Origin of the sequence: Mycolicibacter sinensis, from assembly GCF_001667375.1 — a bacterium.
In the GTDB taxonomy this organism is placed as follows: Bacteria; Actinomycetota; Actinomycetes; order Mycobacteriales; family Mycobacteriaceae; genus Mycobacterium; species Mycobacterium sinense_A.
In genome coordinates this window covers 66,402-82,387 of sequence record NZ_LZIN01000015.1, presented here as the reverse complement: position 1 = coordinate 82,387, position 15,986 = coordinate 66,402, and the positions used below count along the sequence as shown (strand labels likewise).

Annotated in this window: 18 protein-coding genes; 12 read left to right on the top strand and 6 right to left on the bottom strand. The window is 68.1% G+C overall.

Features of this window, described 5'->3' with window-relative positions; all coding sequences use genetic code 11:
- The first annotated feature begins 227 nt into the window (after positions 1 to 227).
- From A5771_RS02885 to A5771_RS02875, 3 genes are all read left to right on the top strand, one after another.
- Complete coding sequence (locus A5771_RS02885) at positions 228 to 809, top strand: hypothetical protein (RefSeq protein WP_064853688.1); 582 nt, start codon at positions 228 to 230, stop codon at positions 807 to 809.
- A gap of 83 nt (positions 810 to 892) precedes the next feature.
- On the top strand, positions 893 to 2,797 hold the full coding sequence (gene lepA / locus A5771_RS02880) for a translation elongation factor 4 (RefSeq protein WP_064853687.1): 1,905 nt from the start codon (positions 893 to 895) through the stop codon (positions 2,795 to 2,797).
- Entirely contained in the window at positions 2,797 to 3,564 is a 768-nt protein-coding gene (locus tag A5771_RS02875) for a sensor domain-containing protein (RefSeq protein WP_082947020.1), read from the top strand. Before lepA ends, A5771_RS02875 begins: the two co-directional genes overlap by 1 nt.
- A 73-nt stretch (positions 3,565 to 3,637) precedes the next feature.
- On the opposite strand, the gene A5771_RS02870 is transcribed toward A5771_RS02875, so the two are convergent.
- Positions 3,638 to 5,683: a glycoside hydrolase family 15 protein gene (locus A5771_RS02870; protein WP_064853686.1), complete on the bottom strand. Its 2,046-nt coding sequence runs from the start codon at positions 5,681 to 5,683 to the stop codon at positions 3,638 to 3,640.
- 143 nt (positions 5,684 to 5,826) lie between these two features.
- On the opposite strand from A5771_RS02870, the gene A5771_RS02865 reads away from it, so the two are divergent.
- The 6 genes from A5771_RS02865 to A5771_RS02845 all read left to right on the top strand — a co-directional run bounded on the left by A5771_RS02865 (position 5,827) and on the right by A5771_RS02845 (position 10,047).
- Positions 5,827 to 6,018: a hypothetical protein gene (locus tag A5771_RS02865; protein ID WP_064853710.1), complete on the top strand. Its 192-nt coding sequence runs from the start codon at positions 5,827 to 5,829 to the stop codon at positions 6,016 to 6,018.
- A gap of 108 nt (positions 6,019 to 6,126) precedes the next feature.
- The gene (locus A5771_RS24610) at positions 6,127 to 6,219 is read left to right on the top strand and encodes an Ms4533A family Cys-rich leader peptide (protein WP_428844380.1); all 93 of its coding nucleotides are present in this window, start codon (positions 6,127 to 6,129) and stop codon (positions 6,217 to 6,219) included.
- 114 nt (positions 6,220 to 6,333) lie between these two features.
- Positions 6,334 to 7,350: a sulfate ABC transporter substrate-binding protein gene (locus tag A5771_RS02860; protein ID WP_064853685.1), complete on the top strand. Its 1,017-nt coding sequence runs from the start codon at positions 6,334 to 6,336 to the stop codon at positions 7,348 to 7,350.
- Positions 7,347 to 8,207 carry a sulfate ABC transporter permease subunit CysT gene (cysT, locus tag A5771_RS02855; RefSeq protein ID WP_064853684.1) on the top strand — a complete coding sequence of 287 codons (861 nt, stop codon included), beginning with the start codon at positions 7,347 to 7,349 and terminating at the stop codon, positions 8,205 to 8,207. Before A5771_RS02860 ends, cysT begins: the two co-directional genes overlap by 4 nt.
- Positions 8,204 to 9,019, top strand: a complete 816-nt coding sequence (gene cysW, locus A5771_RS02850) for a sulfate ABC transporter permease subunit CysW (RefSeq protein ID WP_064853683.1) — start codon at positions 8,204 to 8,206, stop codon at positions 9,017 to 9,019. Before cysT ends, cysW begins: the two co-directional genes overlap by 4 nt.
- Entirely contained in the window at positions 9,016 to 10,047 is a 1,032-nt protein-coding gene (locus tag A5771_RS02845) for a sulfate/molybdate ABC transporter ATP-binding protein (RefSeq protein WP_064853682.1), read from the top strand. Before cysW ends, A5771_RS02845 begins: the two co-directional genes overlap by 4 nt.
- An 18-nt stretch (positions 10,048 to 10,065) precedes the next feature.
- Here A5771_RS02845 and A5771_RS02840 read toward each other — a convergent pair whose 3' ends face one another.
- The 4 genes from A5771_RS02840 to A5771_RS24605 all read right to left on the bottom strand — a co-directional run bounded on the left by A5771_RS02840 (position 10,066) and on the right by A5771_RS24605 (position 13,471).
- Positions 10,066 to 10,800, bottom strand: coding sequence for a sirohydrochlorin chelatase (locus A5771_RS02840; RefSeq protein WP_064853681.1), 735 nt, complete (start codon positions 10,798 to 10,800; stop codon positions 10,066 to 10,068).
- Positions 10,779 to 11,510 carry a phosphoadenylyl-sulfate reductase gene (locus tag A5771_RS02835; protein ID WP_064853680.1) on the bottom strand — a complete coding sequence of 244 codons (732 nt, stop codon included), beginning with the start codon at positions 11,508 to 11,510 and terminating at the stop codon, positions 10,779 to 10,781. The genes A5771_RS02840 and A5771_RS02835 overlap by 22 nt, the downstream gene beginning before the upstream one ends.
- Positions 11,507 to 13,186: a nitrite/sulfite reductase gene (locus A5771_RS02830; RefSeq protein ID WP_064853679.1), complete on the bottom strand. Its 1,680-nt coding sequence runs from the start codon at positions 13,184 to 13,186 to the stop codon at positions 11,507 to 11,509. The genes A5771_RS02835 and A5771_RS02830 overlap by 4 nt, the downstream gene beginning before the upstream one ends.
- A 114-nt stretch (positions 13,187 to 13,300) precedes the next feature.
- Positions 13,301 to 13,471, bottom strand: a complete 171-nt coding sequence (locus tag A5771_RS24605; protein WP_419179704.1) for an Ms4527A family Cys-rich leader peptide — start codon at positions 13,469 to 13,471, stop codon at positions 13,301 to 13,303.
- Positions 13,472 to 13,532: 61 nt separating this feature from the next.
- Between A5771_RS24605 and A5771_RS02825 the strand changes: the two genes are divergently transcribed.
- Genes A5771_RS02825 through hemW form a run of 3 tightly spaced genes read left to right on the top strand, consistent with a single transcriptional unit; the run spans position 13,533 to position 15,689 of the window.
- Positions 13,533 to 14,075 (top strand): hypothetical protein, encoded by a 543-nt coding sequence (locus A5771_RS02825; protein WP_234782919.1) that lies wholly within the window; start codon positions 13,533 to 13,535, stop codon positions 14,073 to 14,075.
- Positions 14,072 to 14,476 (top strand): transglycosylase family protein, encoded by a 405-nt coding sequence (locus A5771_RS02820; protein ID WP_064853678.1) that lies wholly within the window; start codon positions 14,072 to 14,074, stop codon positions 14,474 to 14,476. The genes A5771_RS02825 and A5771_RS02820 overlap by 4 nt, the downstream gene beginning before the upstream one ends.
- Before the next feature lie 40 nt (positions 14,477 to 14,516).
- A complete protein-coding gene (gene hemW / locus A5771_RS02815) occupies positions 14,517 to 15,689 on the top strand; it encodes a radical SAM family heme chaperone HemW (RefSeq protein ID WP_064853677.1) in 1,173 nt (390 codons plus the stop codon).
- 12 nt (positions 15,690 to 15,701) lie between these two features.
- Here hemW and A5771_RS02810 read toward each other — a convergent pair whose 3' ends face one another.
- Entirely contained in the window at positions 15,702 to 15,956 is a 255-nt protein-coding gene (locus tag A5771_RS02810) for a hypothetical protein (protein WP_428844379.1), read from the bottom strand.
- Between the last annotated feature and the right edge of the window lie 30 nt (positions 15,957 to 15,986).

Sequence of the window (15,986 nt, the reverse complement as noted above, 5' to 3'; positions counted from 1 at the left end):
GACGCGCTGGCTTAGGTCCCCTAAGAAGGGCTGGATGTGTGCCTTCCGAACCCTTTACCTGGGAAGACTTCGCTAAACCATCGCGTTCTTGACAGAGATGTGAATGTGCGGTTGCGCTTGGTCACAGGTAGCTGTTAGATTTGAGCAGCTTTGCAGCGGACGGTGCTGGGGGAGCATCCGGCAAGGGCAGACGCTCGCCGGTTGGACATCGTGAAAGGCATACATCCATGGACATTCGCAAGATCGGCATCATCGGAAGCTTCGCTGCGGGGGCGGCATTGGCCTTGGCGCCGCTGGCGGCCGCAGACACCCCCGCCAATCCTCCCGACTTCAGCAACATCCTGCTGGCCGAGGTGCAGTCGTTTAACTGGCTTTTTGGAACCCAGGCCACGCTGGCGGGTGTCGATGAAGGCGTCATCACACCCGGTGACCCGACGGCCGCCAACCCGCTCTCGTTCAGCACCATCACCGCTGCCGACCTGCAGGCCAACGCGGCCTTCGCCGCGCTGGTGTACGGCCCCAACTGGGCGGACGAGATGTCCGACGGCGTCACCGGCTCCTACAACCTGTTCAACGGCGCGCTGACGCAGTTCACCGACGCCAGCAACGTGCTCATGTACGCGTTCCTGACCGGTGGCCAGGAGATTGACATCAACAATGCCGGCGACTACCTGATCGGTTCGGAAGACGGTATCGAGCACGGCTTGTCCGGCGACGGATTCCTGGCGGACTTCGGCAACTTCACCACCGCCGGTTTCAGCGACCTGTTCGGCTACTTCGCCCCGGCCGACCTCGACCCCGGCGTCTAAATCGTCGTAAGCACGCAAACCCCCGGAGGCCCGGCGCCTCCGGGGGTTTCGTTTTGCAGCCGTCGCCTCGCTACCCTGAGTAGATAGTAGGCAGCACCGCCGCTCCACCCGCTCACCAGGAGATTCCCATCAGTAGTTTCGCCGACCAGACCTTCACCGCGCCGGCGCAGATACGGAACTTCTGCATCATCGCCCACATCGACCACGGCAAATCCACGCTGGCCGACCGGATGCTGCAGCTCACCGGCGTCGTCGACGACCGCTCGATGCGTGCCCAGTACCTGGACCGGATGGACATCGAGCGCGAGCGCGGCATCACCATCAAGGCCCAGAACGTCCGGCTGCCGTGGACGGCCAACGGCGAGCAGTACGTCCTGCACCTGATCGACACCCCCGGCCACGTCGACTTCACCTACGAGGTGTCCCGCGCGCTGGAGGCCTGCGAGGGCGCCATCCTGCTGGTCGACGCCGCCCAGGGCATCGAAGCCCAGACCCTGGCCAACCTGTACCTGGCGCTCGATCGCGATCTGACCATCATCCCGGTGCTCAACAAGATCGACCTGCCCGCCGCCGACCCGGAGCGCTACGCCGCCGAGCTGGCCCACATCATCGGCTGCGAACCCGAGGATGTGCTGAAGGTGTCCGGCAAGACCGGCGAAGGTGTGGCCGAGCTGCTCGACGAAGTCGTCAAGCAGGTGCCGCCGCCCACCGGCGATGCCGACGCGCCCACCCGGGCGATGATCTTCGACTCCGTCTACGACATCTACCGCGGCGTGGTCACCTACGTCCGCGTCGTCGACGGCAAGATCACCCCGCGCGAGAAGATCACGATGATGTCCACCGGCGCCACCCACGAGCTGCTCGAAGTCGGCATCGTCTCCCCGGAACCCAAACCCACCAAAGGCCTCGGCGTCGGCGAGGTCGGCTACCTGATCACCGGCGTGAAGGACGTGCGTCAATCCAAGGTCGGCGACACCGTCACCACCTCCCGGCACGGGGCAACCGAGGCGCTCACCGGCTACCGCGAACCCAAGCCGATGGTCTACTCCGGGCTCTACCCGGTGGACGGCTCGGACTACCCGAACCTGCGCGACGCCCTGGACAAGCTGCAGCTCAACGACGCCGCCCTGACCTACGAGCCGGAAACCTCGGTGGCACTGGGCTTCGGATTCCGCTGCGGCTTCCTGGGCCTGCTGCACATGGAGATCACCCGGGAACGCCTCGAGCGCGAATTCAACCTGGACCTGATCTCCACCTCGCCCAACGTCGTCTACCGGGTGATCCGCGAGGACAACACCGAAATCATCGTCACCAACCCCTCGGACTGGCCGGAAGGCAAGATCCGCAACGTCTTCGAGCCCATCGTCAAGACCACCATCATCGCCCCGAGCGAGTTCGTCGGCACCATCATGGAACTGTGCCAGTCCCGGCGCGGCGAACTGGGCGGCATGGACTACCTCTCGCCCGAACGCGTCGAGCTGCGCTACACGATGCCGCTGGGCGAGATCATCTTCGACTTCTTCGACTCGCTGAAATCGCGCACCCGCGGCTACGCCAGCCTGGATTACGAGGAGGCCGGCGAGCAGGAGGCCGACCTGGTCAAGGTCGACATCCTGCTGCAGGGCGAGGCCGTCGACGCCTTCAGTGCGATCGTGCACAAGGATTCGGCCTCGGCCTACGGCAACAAGATGACCACCAAACTCAAGGAGCTGATCCCGCGCCAGCAGTTCGAGGTACCGGTACAGGCCGCGATCGGGTCGAAAATCATTGCCCGCGAAAATATTCGGGCCATCCGCAAGGACGTGCTGTCCAAGTGCTACGGCGGTGACATCAGCCGGAAGCGCAAGCTGCTCGAAAAGCAGAAGGAAGGCAAGAAGCGGATGAAGACCATCGGCCGCGTCGACGTGCCGCAGGAGGCGTTCGTCGCGGCACTGTCCACCGATAGCGGTGGAGGCGCCGGGTCGGGCGGGGAAAGAGCCAAGAAGTAGTGGCCGCCCGGGCAGGCGCAATCGCGGCCGGCGCGGCGGCGGTTGCGCTGCTGACCGGCGGGTGCACCACGGTGGTGTCCGGAACGGTCAGGCCCGCACCGGGATTGGCTCCGACACCGGTCACCGGGATGGCGGTCCGGCAGGTGTTACTCGACGACGCCGAGCTGTCGAAGCTGGTCGGTCAGCCCTTCCGCAGCGACCCCTCCCTGCCGCCGCGGTTCGGCGGCGTCGACGAGCTGCCCGACGCCTGGGAGGAAGCCGAACCGGAGGACTGCGTCGGCGCCGCGGTGGGCGGCCAGAAAAATGTCTACGGCGCGGCAGCCGTCCAAGATGTCGCCCACGAGTTCTGGGACAGCGCTTCGACGGCCGGCGCCTCGTCGCTGACCGGGGTAGGCGAGGCCGTGATCGCACTCGCCAGTGCCGCCGACGCCGACGCGCTGTTCGAGAAGTTCTCTCAGCAGTGGGGCCAGTGCGACGGAGTCACGGTGATCCGGCACGGCGAGGCCAGCAGCGCCGCCAGCGGGGAGATCACCGATGTCTCCACCGGCGACACGGTACTCACCGCCACGGTGCGCACCACCGTGGACGACGAGGTAGGCCTGCGGGTGACGCGGGCGCTGGCCGCGCGGGTGAACTGCATCGTCGACATCGACGTGTTCTGGTTCGTCGGCGAGGATGACCACGCCGACGTCCCACCGCCCGGGGACACCACCGCCGCCGATATGGCGCGCGCGATGCTGGACAAGATCCGCAACCTCAGCGGGTAGGTTCCTCGGCCGAACGTGAAGATGGCTTCACGTTGGGCATCCGAACGTGAAGCCACCTTCACGCTGGGCCGCCCTAATTGGGGGCGTTCGCGGGCTGGAAACCCCCGGTGGAGTCGGCTTCCTCCTCGGCACGGATCACGTGCACGACGGCGTTGATCAGCGCCAGGTGGGTGAACGCCTGCGGGAAGTTGCCCAGGTGCCGGCCGGTGCGGGGCTCGATCTCCTCGGCGTAGAGGTGCAGCGGGCTGGCGAACGACAGCAGTCGCTCGCACAGATGCTTGGCCTGGCTGACCTCACCGATCTCCACCAGCGCTGAGACCAGCCAAAACGAGCAGATGGTGAAGGTGCCCTCGGTGCCGGACAGTCCGTCGTCGGTCTCCTCGGTCCGATAGCGCAGCACCAGACCGTCCTCGGTGAGTTCTTCGGCGATCGCCATCACGGTGGCGCGTACCCGCGGATCGTCGGCCGGCAGGAACCGGGTGAGCACCACCAGCAGCAGCGAGGCGTCCAGTGCATCGCTGCCGTAGCTCTGGGTCAGCACACCGCGGGAATCCACCCCGTTGGCCAGCACATCGGCCTTGATCTCCTCAGCGATCACCCGCCACTGCCGGGCGTAGGACATTTCGCCCTGCAACTCGGCCAGCTTGGAGCCGCGGTCCAGTGCCACCCAGCACATCACCTTCGACGAGGTGAAGTGCTGCGGTTCGCCGCGCACCTCCCAGATGCCGCGATCCGGCTCGCGCCAGTGCGCGATCGCCTCCTCCACCTGACGCTTGAGCACCGGCCACAGCGTTTCCGGAATCTGCTCACGGGACTTGGCGTGCAAGTAGACCGAGTCCAGCATGGTGCCCCAGATGTCGTGCTGACACTGGTTGTAGGCGCCGTTGCCGATCCGCACCGGGTGGGCGTTGTCATAGCCCGACAGGTGCTCGAGTTCCTCTTCGGCGAGTTCGTGTTCCCCGCCGACGCCGTACATCACCTGCAGGGGACGCTGCTGGCCGTTGTTGGCACCGGACACGTCGGCGATAAAGGAGAAGAAGTCGTCGGCCTCGCGGTCCAGCCCCAGGGTGTAAAGGCCCCATAGTGCGAACGTCGAATCCCGCACCCAGGCGTAGCGGTAATCCCAATTACGTTCGCCCTGCGGCGTTTCCGGCAGTGACGTGGTAGCCGCTGCCAGCAGGGCTCCGGTCGGCGAATAAGTCAGCCCCTTGAGCGTGAGCGCGCTGCGCTGCAGATAGACCCGCCACGGGTGGTCGGGGAAGTTGCCGATGTTGATCCACTGCCGCCAGCACTCGGTGGTGTTCCACATCTTGTCGGCGGCTTCGGCGTAGGTCTGCGGCGCGGGGTGTTTGGACCAGCTCAACGCCACGAAGACGTCGTCGCCCTCGGTCAGCCGGGTGCGGGCCCGCGCCTCCCGGCCCTCCAGACCGAGCCGCAGGTTGGTCGTCAACCGCAACGTCGGGTGGGCGTCGGGGTCCTGCCGGGCCCGCGCGATCGCCTCACCGTAGGCGTTGGCCGAGTACTCCCAGGTGGCGCTGGTGCGGTGGTAGTCGAACGCCGGCTCGCAGCTCATGGTCAGCTCGACCGTGCCGCTGACGCAGCGCACCGTGCGCAGCAGGATGTGCTCGGCGTCCCAGTCCATCGGGGTACGCCGATGAGTCTGCGACCGGGTTTCGATGTCGTGCCACTTGCCCATCACCAGCGCGTCCCGCACGATCAGCCAGCCGGTGTGGGTCTGCCAGGTGGTCTCCATGATGGGACTGCCGGGCAGGTAGCGCCGCGCCGCGGGCACCGCGACCCCGTACGGGCCGAGCCGAAAATGCCCGGCGCCGCGGTCCAGGATCGAGCCGAAGACGCTAGGGGAGTCGGGCCGCGGCACGCACATCCACTCCACCGAGCCGGCCGCCGAGATCAGGCAGTTGGTCTCACAGTCGGACAGGAACGCGTAGTCGGCGATCGGGGGAAACGAGTTGCGGACTTGCCCGGGCGTCGCGGAGTACGGCACCGGCGCGGTGGCCGACAGCGGCGGGGTCTTGGGGGCAGGGGCGTCGGAGGTTTTTCCAGTAGCTTCGAAAGCGGTCTTGTCGGGTGCATCGCCCGGCGGGGTGTGCAGGACCATTCCGACATCATTGCTGGCGGCTCGCCGCACGTCCAACCTGACCCTCCTGTTCCTGGTTGCCGCCGGCCGCGCGCATCCGGCGACGGCGGTGCCCCCATTCGCCCGGCTTCGCCGAACTTGGGATCGCCGCTACAGTGGTCCGGATGGTTGGCTTCCTGAGCTGGTGGGATGGCGTTGAGCTGTGGCTGTCGGGGCTCGGTTTCGTCGTCCAGACCGCGGTGGTGATGCCGGTGGTGCTGGCGTTGGCCTACGGCCTGGCGTTCGTGCTGGACGCTGCGCTGGGCCAGGGCATCCGGGTGCTGCGACGGGCCCGGCACGACGACGGGGTGCGCTGATGCCGCGCTCGCAGGTGACGCTGATTCTGGTCGCTTTGATCGTCCTGGTCATCGTCAGCTGGCTGTTGACCCGCTGAGCAACCGGGGAGTTCTGTTACGCTTCCCGGCATGCTCGCAGCGTCCGGTAATCAAGAGTGCTATGTCTTGGCGCTCATTGCCGTGGGTAATTGCGCTGTGTCCGACGTGCACTGTTGTCGCTGAACACCCGCCCGTCGACGCTTTGAAGTCGTAATCCCCGGCAGGTAATCCCTGGGGCCAACCATCTTCGCGAAGCGACGGGACCGAAGTTCCTCAGCCTGCACTGAAAGGTCACCCATGCTTCACATCGCCAGAGGCGCCGCGGTAGCGCTGGCCGCTGTACTTATCGCCGGGTGCGGCGGCGGCCCCAGCGATGTGGTCGGCGGTGCCGAACACTCCGGCGCGAGCACCACCTTGACGCTGGTGGCCTACGCGGTTCCCGAACCCGGCTGGAGCAAAGTCATCCCGGCCTTCTACGCCACCGAGGACGGTGCTGACGTGCAGGTCGTCACATCCTACGGCGCCTCGGGGGATCAGTCCCGCGGAGTCGCCAACGGCAAACCCGCCGACATCGTCAACTTCTCGGTAGAGCCCGACATCACCCGGCTGGTGAAGGCCGGCAAGGTGGCCGAGGACTGGAACGCCGACGTCACCAAGGGCATCCCGTTCGGTTCGGTGGTGACGTTGGTGGTGCGGCAGGGCAATCCCAAACACATCAAGGACTGGGACGACCTGTTGGCACCCGGCGTCGAGGTGATCACCCCCAGCCCGCTGAGTTCCGGATCGGCCAAATGGAATCTGCTGGCGCCTTACGCGGTCAAGAGCGAGGGAGGCAAGGATCCGCAGGCCGGCCTGGACTTCGTCGACAAGTTGGTCAGCGATCACGTGAAGCTGCGCCCGGGCTCGGGGCGGGAGGCCACCGACGTGTTCCTGCAGGGCAGCGGCGACGTGCTGATCAGCTACGAGAACGAGGCGATCGCCGTCGAGCGCAAGGGCAAGCCGGTAGAGCACGTGAACCCGTCGCAGACCTTCAAGATCGAGAATCCGCTGGCGGTGGTGAGCTCCAGCCGGCATCTCGACACCGTCACCGCGTTCAAGAACTTCCAGTACACGCCCGTTGCGCAACGCCTGTGGGCGCAGGCCGGCTTCCGCCCGGCCGACCCGGGCGTCGCGGCGGAGTTCGGCGAGCAGTTCCCGGCACCGGACAAGCTCTGGACGATCGCCGATCTCGGCGGGTGGGACGTCGCCGACACCGGCCTGTTCGACAAGGAGAGCGGCACCATCACCAAGATCTACACCCGGGTCACCGGATGACGGCCATCGTGGTCACCGAGGCGACCCGGCCCGGCGAGGGCGGACCGCCGGTGCACACCGGGTTCCGGCGCGAAGGCGTCTCGTTGCGGGTGGGCGCCGCGGTGATATGGCTGTCGCTGATCGTGCTGGCGCCGCTGGCCGCGATCGCCTGGCAGGCCGCCGGCGGGGGCTGGCAGGCGTTCCGGCTGGCGGTCACCTCGCACGCCGCGCTGGAGTCCTTCCGGGTGACGCTGACGATCGCCGCCGGTGTCACGGTGGTCAACCTGGTGTTCGGCCTGCTGATCGCCTGGGTGCTGGTGCGTGACGACTTCGTCGGCAAGCGCTTCATCGACGTGATCATCGACCTGCCGTTCGCGTTGCCCACCATCGTGGCCAGTTTGGTGATGCTGGCGCTGTACGGCCCGGCCAGCCCGGTGCGCCTGCATCTGCAGCACACCGCGTGGGGCGTCGGCTTGGCCCTGGCGTTCGTCACATTGCCGTTCGTGGTGCGGGCGGTGCAACCGGTGCTGCTGGAAATCGATCGGGAGGTCGAAGAGGCCGCCGCATCGCTGGGCGCCTCCGGGGCGACGGTCTTTCGCACCGTGGTCCTGCCGTCGCTGACCCCGGCGCTGCTGACCGGGGCGGGCCTGGCGTTCTCGCGGGCGATCGGCGAGTTCGGCTCGGTGGTGCTGATCGGCGGGGCGGTGCCCGGCAAGACCGAGGTTTCCTCGCAGTGGATCCGGACCTTGATCGAGAACGACGACCCCACCGGGGCCGCCGCGATCTCGCTGGTGCTGCTCGGTATCTCGTTCCTGGTGCTGCTGGCGCTGCGGCTGCTGGGCGCGCGGGTAATCAAGCGGCAGGAGCGCTCGGCATGACTCCGTCGCCGAAAGTCCGTTACCTGCTGCGGTTCGTGGCGCTGGCCTATGTCGGCCTGCTGCTGATCGTTCCCGTGTCGTTGATCCTGTGGCGCAGCTTCGCTCCCGGGTTCGGGCAGTTCTTCGCCTACATCTCCACCCCGGCGGCGATCTCGGCGCTGCAGTTGTCGCTGCTGGTGGTGGCGATCGTGGTGCCGCTGAACGTCATCTTCGGAATTCCGACGGCATTGGTGCTGGCCCGCAACCGATTCCGCGGCAAGGGCGCGCTGCAGGCGATCATCGACCTGCCGTTCGCGGTCTCGCCGGTGGTCGTCGGCGTCGCGCTGATCGTGCTGTGGGGGTCGGCCGGCTTGCTGGGCTTCGTGGAGAACGACTGGGGCTTCAAAATCATCTTCGGTCTGCCCGGCATCGTGCTGGCCAGCATCTTCGTCACGCTGCCGTTCGTGATCCGGGAAGTCGAACCGGTGCTGCACGAACTGGGCACCGACATGGAGGAGGCGGCGGCGACGCTGGGCTCGAGCTGGTGGCAGACGTTCTGGCGGATCACGCTGCCCTCGATCCGGTGGGGTCTGACGTACGGGATCGTGCTGACCGTGGCGCGCACCCTGGGCGAATACGGCGCGGTGCTGATCGTGTCGTCGAACCTGCCCGGCAAATCCCAGACGCTGACGCTGCTGGTGTCCGACCGTTACAACCGCGGTGCCGAATACGGCGCCTACGCCCTGTCCACACTGCTGATGACGGTGTCGGTACTGGTGTTGATCGTTCAGGTGGTGCTCGACATGCGGCGGGCCGGAAAGGGAAGCAGATGAGCGACGCGATCACCGTCCGGGGAGCCAACAAACGCTACGGCGACTTCGTCGCCCTCGACAACGTCGACTTCACCGTGCCGTCCGGTTCGCTCACCGCGCTGCTCGGCCCCAGCGGCTCGGGCAAGTCGACCCTGCTGCGGGCGATCGCCGGTCTGGACCACCCCGACAGCGGCACCGTCACCATCAACGGTGCCGACGTCACCGGGGTGCCCCCGCAGCGGCGCGGCATCGGATTCGTGTTCCAGCACTACGCGGCGTTCAAGCACATGACGGTGCGCGACAATGTGGCGTACGGGCTGAAGATCCGCAAGCGGCCCAAGTCCGAGGTCAAGGAGAAGGTCGACAACTTGCTGGAAGTGGTGGGGCTCAGCGGTTTTCAGACCCGCTACCCCAACCAGCTCTCCGGTGGGCAGCGCCAGCGGATGGCCTTGGCGCGGGCGCTGGCGGTGGATCCGCAGGTGCTGCTGCTCGACGAGCCGTTCGGTGCGCTGGATGCCAAGGTCCGCGAGGACCTGCGGGCCTGGCTGCGCCGGTTGCACGAGGACGTGCACGTCACCACGGTGCTGGTCACCCACGACCAGGCCGAGGCGCTGGACGTCGCCGACCGGATCGCGGTGCTCAATCAGGGCCGCATCGAGCAGCTCGGCACCCCGACCGAGGTCTACGACGCCCCGGCGAACGCCTTCGTGATGTCGTTCCTCGGTGCGGTGTCCACGCTCAACGGCACCCTGGTGCGCCCGCACGACATCCGGGTGGGACGCACTCCCGAGATGGCGGTGGCCAACGCCGACGGCACCGCAGAGTCCACTGGGGTGTTGCGGGCGGTGGTCAACCGGGTGGTGACGCTGGGGTTCGAGGTGCGGGTGGAGCTGACCAACGCCGCCACCAAGGTGCCGTTCACCGCCCAGATCACCCGCGGTGACGCCGAGGCGCTGTCGCTGGTAGAGGGGGACACCGTCTACGTGCGGGCCACCCGGATACCGCCGCTGAAGGACGCGCCCGTCGCGGACGCGCCGGTGCTCGCCTAAAGCTGCAACCTCGCGGCGTCAGGCGGCGGCGCGACCCGCGGCCAGGGCCGCCTCCACCCGGTCCAGCACGGTCGCGGCCACCAGGCGGTGGGCGCCGAGCGGCTCGGCCATCGGAATTCCGGCGGCCGCGGCGTAGGCGGCGATCCCGTCGGTGATCCTGCCGTGCGCCAGGAACCACGGCGCGATCATCAGCCTGGTGGCCCCGCGTTCCCGCAGGCGCTCGACGGCCTCGGGCACCGACGGTCCCTGCGTGGCGAAGGCGACTTCCACTCCGGCCCAACGGGTTCCGCGGGACAGCGGCGCGGCGACGCGGGCGGTCTGGGCGTTGGCGGCGGCGTGCGAGGAACCCACCGCGGCCACCACCACGCCGAGCTCCGGGTCGAAACGGGATGCCCCGGCGGCGCTGAGCCGCTCACCGAGAACCTGCACCAGCCGGTCGTCCTCGCCCAGGGTGGGCGCCACCTGCACGGCCGCCCCGGACTGCGCGATCACTCCCGGGATGTCGACGCGGGCGTGATAGGCGCTGGCCAACAGGAACGGGACGACCATCACGTCGTCGTCGGCGTTGCGCACCTCGCCCAGTACGTCGCGCAGGCCGGGCGTGCTGTGTTCGCAGAACGCCACCCGCACCGTGAACTCCGGTGCCACCCGGCGCAAGTGGCCGGCGATCGCCTCGGTGTTGGTAGCCGAGCGCGGATCCCGGCTGCCGTGCGCGGTCAAGACCAGCGTGGTCACGAGGCGTGCAACCCGCATTCGGTCTTGGTCAGCCCGGCCCAGCGTCCGCTGCGCGGGTCGGAACCGGCCGCCGGTTTGACCGTGCACGGTGCGCAGCCGATCGACGGGTACCCCTCGTCGATCAGCGGGTTGACCAGCACATTGTTCGCGGCGATGTAGGCGTCGAACTCCTCGTCGGTCCAGGCGGCGATCGGGTTGATCTTCACCAAACCGAACTGCTCGTCGAAGCTGATCAGCGGGGCGTTGGCGCGGGTCGGCGCCTCCACCCGGCGCAGCCCGGTCACCCACGCCGAGTAGCCGCGCAGCGTGCGGGCCAAGGGCTCGACCTTGCGCAGCCGGCAGCACGTCGCCGGATTGGACGCGAACAGGTCTTTGCCGTGCGCGGCGTCCTGCTCGGCCACGGTCTGCTCGGGGGTGACGTTGACCAGCGAAATGTCATACATCGCCTCCACCGCGTCGCGGGTGCCGATGGTCTCGGCGAAGTGGTAACCGGTGTCGAGGAACAGCACCGGAACCCCCGCGCGGACCTTGGCCGCCAGATCCACCAGCACCGCGTCGGCCATATTGGAGGCCACTACGTAGTTACAGGTGGCGCCGCCGCGTGGGCCGTTCACCCCGCCGAAGTTCGCGTCGGTCCACTCCAGCAGCTCGGTGGCGCGGGCGCCGTCGAGCTCGGCCGCGCCGCGGGCCGCCAGCTCCCGCAGCTCCGCTTCGCCGTGCGGCCTCATCGCAGGTCGTCCTCTTCGGCCCGCACGGCCCACTGGGCGAATCGCTCACCGGTGTTGCGGCCCTTGATGAAGTTGCGCACCACCCGCTCGATGTAGTCGCCGAGCTCGTCGCTGAACACCTTGTGCTGGCGCAGTTTACGGCCGAAACCGCTGTCGGCGCCCAGGCTGCCGCCCAGGTGAACCTGGAAGCCGGGGACCGAGTTGCCGTTGCCGTCGTCGATCATCTGGCCCTTGAGCCCGATGTCGGCCACCTGGATTCGGGCACACGAGTTCGGGCACCCGTTGATGTTGACGGTGACCGGCACGTCCAGCAGGGCGTTGAGGTCTTCGAGGCGCTTCTCGAGCTCGGGGACCAGGCTCTGCGCCCGGACCCGGGTCTCGACGAACGACAGCTTGCAGAACTCCAGCCCGGTGCACGCCATCAGATTGCGCCGCCACGCCGACGGGTTGGCCGGCAGGCCCAGCGCGTCGAGCTCGGTGAGCAGCCCGTCGAGCTTCTCGTCGGGGACGTCGAGAATGATCAGCTTCTGGTACGGGGTGAACCGGGCCCGGTCGGAGCCGACCTGCTCCATCAGCTCGGCGACCTTGAGCAGCGTCGCCCCGTTGACCCGTCCGGAGATCGGGGCCACCCCGACCGCGTTGCGGCCGTTGCGGGTCTTCTGCACCCCGACGTGGTCGATGGGCGCGGCGGGCTGGGCGGGGGCCGGCCCGTCGATCAGTTTGCGGCCCAGGAATTCGGTTTCGAGAACTTCCCGGAATTTCTCCGGTCCCCAGTCCTTGACCAGGAACTTCAGCCGGGCTTTGGAGCGCAACCGGCGGTAGCCGTAGTCGCGGAACAGGCGGGTGACGGCCTCCCAGACGTCGGGCACCTCGTCCAGCGGAACCCAGGCGCCGAGGCGCTGGGCCAGCATCGGGTTGGTCGACAGGCCACCGCCCACCCACAGGTCCAGCCCGGGGCCGTGTTCGGGGTGGTTGACGCCGATGAAGGAGATGTCGTTGATCTCGTGGGCGACGTCCTGCAGACCCGACACCGCGGTCTTGTACTTGCGCGGCAGGTTGGCGTACTCGGCTTTGCCGATGTAGCGCCGGACGATCTCGTCGAGGGCGGGGGAGGCGTCGAGCACCTCATCGAGGGACTCCCCGGCCAGCGGTGAGCCCAGCATTCCGCGCGGGCAGTCGCCGCAGGCCTCCATGGTCTGCAGCCCGACCGCGGCCAGCCGGTCCCAGATTTCGGGAACCTTCTCGATCTCGATCCAGTGGTATTGCAGGTTGTTGCGGTCGGAGATGTCGGCGGTGCCGCGGGCGTACTCCTGCGAGATCTCGCCCAGGGTGCGCATCGCGTCGGCCGACAGCGCCTTGCCGTCGCAGCGCACCCGCATCATGAAGTACTTGGCCTCCAGCAGGTCGGCGTTCTCGTCGCCGGTGAAGGTGCCGTCGTAGCCCTGTTCGCGCTGGGTGTAGAGGCCCATCCAGCGGAACCGGCCACGCAGGTCGTCCTTGGTGATGGAGTCGAAGCCCTGCTTGGAGTAGACCTCGACGATCCGGGCCTGCACGTTGAGAGCCGGGTCGTCCTGCTTGAACTGCTCGTTGTGGTTGACCGGTTCGGTCTCGCCGAGCGCCCACTGGGCCTCACTGCGCTTGGCCCTGCTCGCGGACGCAGTCGGAGTGGTGGTCATCGATTCTCCTTACACAAAGGAGCTGGCGGGATGAAGCGCGGGTAACCGGCGACTGAGTCCGGCGGCGCAGATCCGGCGGCCAGCTGGAAGATACAGGTGGGCGGCTCTACGACATCAAGGCAGACAGCGGCAGCTACAAACCCGCTTGAGATCGATGTGCCGCCGAGCCACCAGGGCAACCCCGGATGCGGTGCAGTAGGCGGCAGTCACGCGGCCGATTATGCCATGGATGCCGAAAATCTTCCTTACCGGCGCAAAGTTGTGATCAGCGTGCGCAAAACTCATTTGGGGCCCTACGGCGAGGCGGTCGGGACGGGAGGGCTGAAATCGGAAGGCGGGTGGGCCAGTGAGTGTCGTCGACCTCGGCTGGGAGTTGTGGGAACCGCCACCCCCGGCACCCGAACCGCCCCCGCGGGCCAACGGGCGCGCCGTGCTGCGGCGCTGGCTGGCGATCGCAACATTGGTGGCAGCGGTGGGCGGTGGCGGATGGCTGGCCGTCCAGCACTACGAAATCCATCTCGCCGGCGAGCAGGCGCTTCACGCCGCCGAGGCATACGCGTTGCGGTTGACCAACATCGACGCCGACGACGTCGACCGCAACTTCGCCGGCATCGCCGACGGGTCGACCGGTGAGTTCAGCCAAATGCACGCCCGATCGGGTGCCAAGCTGCGTCAGCTGCTGATCGACAACAAGGCGACCGCGCGCGGCCACGTCGCCGAAGCCGTGATCAAATCCGCGGACCGGAGCCATGCCGTAGTGGTGCTGCTGGTCAACCAGGCGGTGCGCAATGCCGACAACCCCGAACCGGTGATGGACCGCAGCCGGATCCGGATGACCATGGACAAGGTCGACGGCCGCTGGCTGGCCAGCAAGGTGGAGTTGGTATGAGGAAATTCACAGTGCTGGCAGCCGGTGTGCTCCTGATCGGCGCCGAACTGACCGCCGCCGCCAACGCCGATCCGATCAACTGGGAAGCGATCGCCAAGTGCGAATCGGGTGGAAACTGGGCGGCCGACAGCGGTAACGGCGATTACGGCGGTCTGCAGATCAGCGCGGCGACCTGGGACGCCAACGGCGGCGTCGGGTTGCCGTCGCAGGCCAGCCCGCAGCAGCAGATCGCCGTCGCCAAACGCATCATGGCCGAGCAGGGACCCGGTGCCTGGCCGACCTGCGCCTCCCGGGGCGCATCGGCCACGGCGGGTGCCGGGGCGGCCCCGGTCGGATCGCTGACCCACTATCTGGCGGCGTTGTTCGACGAAGCCGACGGGCTTCAGGATCGGGCCGGCTGACTTCTGCGCCGCCCGGCGCGCCGTGGGAGGATCGGACCCCATGACGCTCACCCCGACCGCGGTGACGCTGCCCGAAGTCCGCCGCAGCCACGACGGTCCGTTCGGGGTGTATGTGCACGTGCCGTTCTGTTTCACCCGGTGCGGCTACTGCGACTTCAACACCTACACCCCGGCGGAGCTGGGCGGTGCCAACCCGGACGCCTGGGTGGCGGCGCTCGCCCGCGAATTGGAGTTGGCCGCCGCCCGCCTGGGCGGCCCGCGCGCCGACACCGTGTTCGTCGGCGGCGGCACCCCGTCGCTGCTGGGCGGCGCGCGGTTGGCGCTGGTGCTCGACCAGGTGCGGAAACACTTCGGGCTGGCCGAGGACGCCGAGGTCACCACCGAGGCGAATCCCGAGTCGACGTCGCCGGAGTTCTTCGACACGATCCGCGCCGCCGGCTACACCCGGGTGTCGTTGGGCATGCAGTCGGTGTCGCCGCGGGTGCTGGCCACCTTGGACCGCATCCACTCACCGGGGCGCCCGGTGGCCGCCGCCCGCGAGGCACGCGCCGCCGGTTTTGAGCACCTCAACATCGACTTGATCTATGGCACGCCCGGCGAGACTGACGACGATCTGCTGCGTTCGGTGGACGCCGCGCTGGAAGCCGGTGTCGATCACCTCTCGGCCTACAGCCTGATCGTCGAAGAGGGCACCGCGCTGGCCCGTCGGGTGCGGCGCGGGGAACTGCCCGCTCCCGACGACGACGTGCTGGCGCACCGCTACGAACTGGTCGACACCACCCTGCGCGCCGCCGGGATGGACTGGTACGAGGTGTCCAACTGGAGCCGGCCGGGCGCGGCCTGCCGCCACAATCTGGGCTACTGGGGCGGTGGCCGGTGGTGGGGGGCCGGCCCCGGGGCGCACAGCTATGACGGCGATCTGCGCTGTTGGAACGTCAAGCACCCCAATGCCTATGCCCAGCTTCTGGGGGAGGGGACGCTGCCGGTCGCGGGCTTCGAGGAGCTCTCGGATTCCGACCGGCACACCGAAGACGTGATGCTGCGGTTGCGCATGTCCGACGGATTGGCGCTGGCGGCGCTGGATTCCGGTGAGCGGGAGCGCGCCGCGGTGGCGGTCAGCGACGGTCTACTGGGCAGCGACGGCGACCGCCTGGTGCTGACCGACCGGGGCCGGCTGCTGGCCGATGCGGTGGTGCGCTCGCTGCTGGGGTAGCCCGGCGTGTTCTCAGCCGCTGAACCAGCCGCGGCCGCCGTCCCAGCTGCCGCAGACTCCGCCGATGCAGCCATGGCCGAAGCCACCCTGGCCGGGAATGAAACCGCCGCAGCCCTGCCAGCCGGCGTCGTGGCCGCAGCCGCTGCCGCCGCCGTTGCCGTCGGGGCCGCCGGCGCCGTGCGGTTGGGCCACAACCGGCGGTGCGCTCATCGCCATCACGCCGGTCGGGGCGACGGCGATCGCCACCGCGGCTGTCGCTATAAACATCGAACCCACGAACTTTCGAATACTTAGCAT

What these genes read in the sequence shown, in the direction of transcription:
- A5771_RS02870 (WP_064853686.1), bottom strand. Translation starts at nt 5,683, where the DNA reads ATGGTCCTGCACACCCCGCCGGGCGATGCACCCGACAAGACCGCTTTC.
- A5771_RS02885 (WP_064853688.1), top strand. Translation starts at nt 228, where the DNA reads ATGGACATTCGCAAGATCGGCATCATCGGAAGCTTCGCTGCGGGGGCG.
- A5771_RS02820 (WP_064853678.1), top strand. Translation starts at nt 14,072, where the DNA reads ATGAGGAAATTCACAGTGCTGGCAGCCGGTGTGCTCCTGATCGGCGCC.
- hemW (WP_064853677.1), top strand. Translation starts at nt 14,517, where the DNA reads ATGACGCTCACCCCGACCGCGGTGACGCTGCCCGAAGTCCGCCGCAGC.
- A5771_RS02835 (WP_064853680.1), bottom strand. Translation starts at nt 11,510, where the DNA reads ATGAGGCCGCACGGCGAAGCGGAGCTGCGGGAGCTGGCGGCCCGCGGC.
- A5771_RS02860 (WP_064853685.1), top strand. Translation starts at nt 6,334, where the DNA reads ATGCTTCACATCGCCAGAGGCGCCGCGGTAGCGCTGGCCGCTGTACTT.
- cysT (WP_064853684.1), top strand. Translation starts at nt 7,347, where the DNA reads ATGACGGCCATCGTGGTCACCGAGGCGACCCGGCCCGGCGAGGGCGGA.
- A5771_RS24605 (WP_419179704.1), bottom strand. Translation starts at nt 13,471, where the DNA reads ATGAGTTTTGCGCACGCTGATCACAACTTTGCGCCGGTAAGGAAGATT.
- A5771_RS02865 (WP_064853710.1), top strand. Translation starts at nt 5,827, where the DNA reads ATGGTTGGCTTCCTGAGCTGGTGGGATGGCGTTGAGCTGTGGCTGTCG.
- A5771_RS02810 (WP_428844379.1), bottom strand. Translation starts at nt 15,956, where the DNA reads ATGTTTATAGCGACAGCCGCGGTGGCGATCGCCGTCGCCCCGACCGGC.
- A5771_RS02830 (WP_064853679.1), bottom strand. Translation starts at nt 13,186, where the DNA reads ATGACCACCACTCCGACTGCGTCCGCGAGCAGGGCCAAGCGCAGTGAG.
- A5771_RS02840 (WP_064853681.1), bottom strand. Translation starts at nt 10,800, where the DNA reads ATGCGGGTTGCACGCCTCGTGACCACGCTGGTCTTGACCGCGCACGGC.
- A5771_RS24610 (WP_428844380.1), top strand. Translation starts at nt 6,127, where the DNA reads ATGCTCGCAGCGTCCGGTAATCAAGAGTGCTATGTCTTGGCGCTCATT.
- A5771_RS02845 (WP_064853682.1), top strand. Translation starts at nt 9,016, where the DNA reads ATGAGCGACGCGATCACCGTCCGGGGAGCCAACAAACGCTACGGCGAC.
- cysW (WP_064853683.1), top strand. Translation starts at nt 8,204, where the DNA reads ATGACTCCGTCGCCGAAAGTCCGTTACCTGCTGCGGTTCGTGGCGCTG.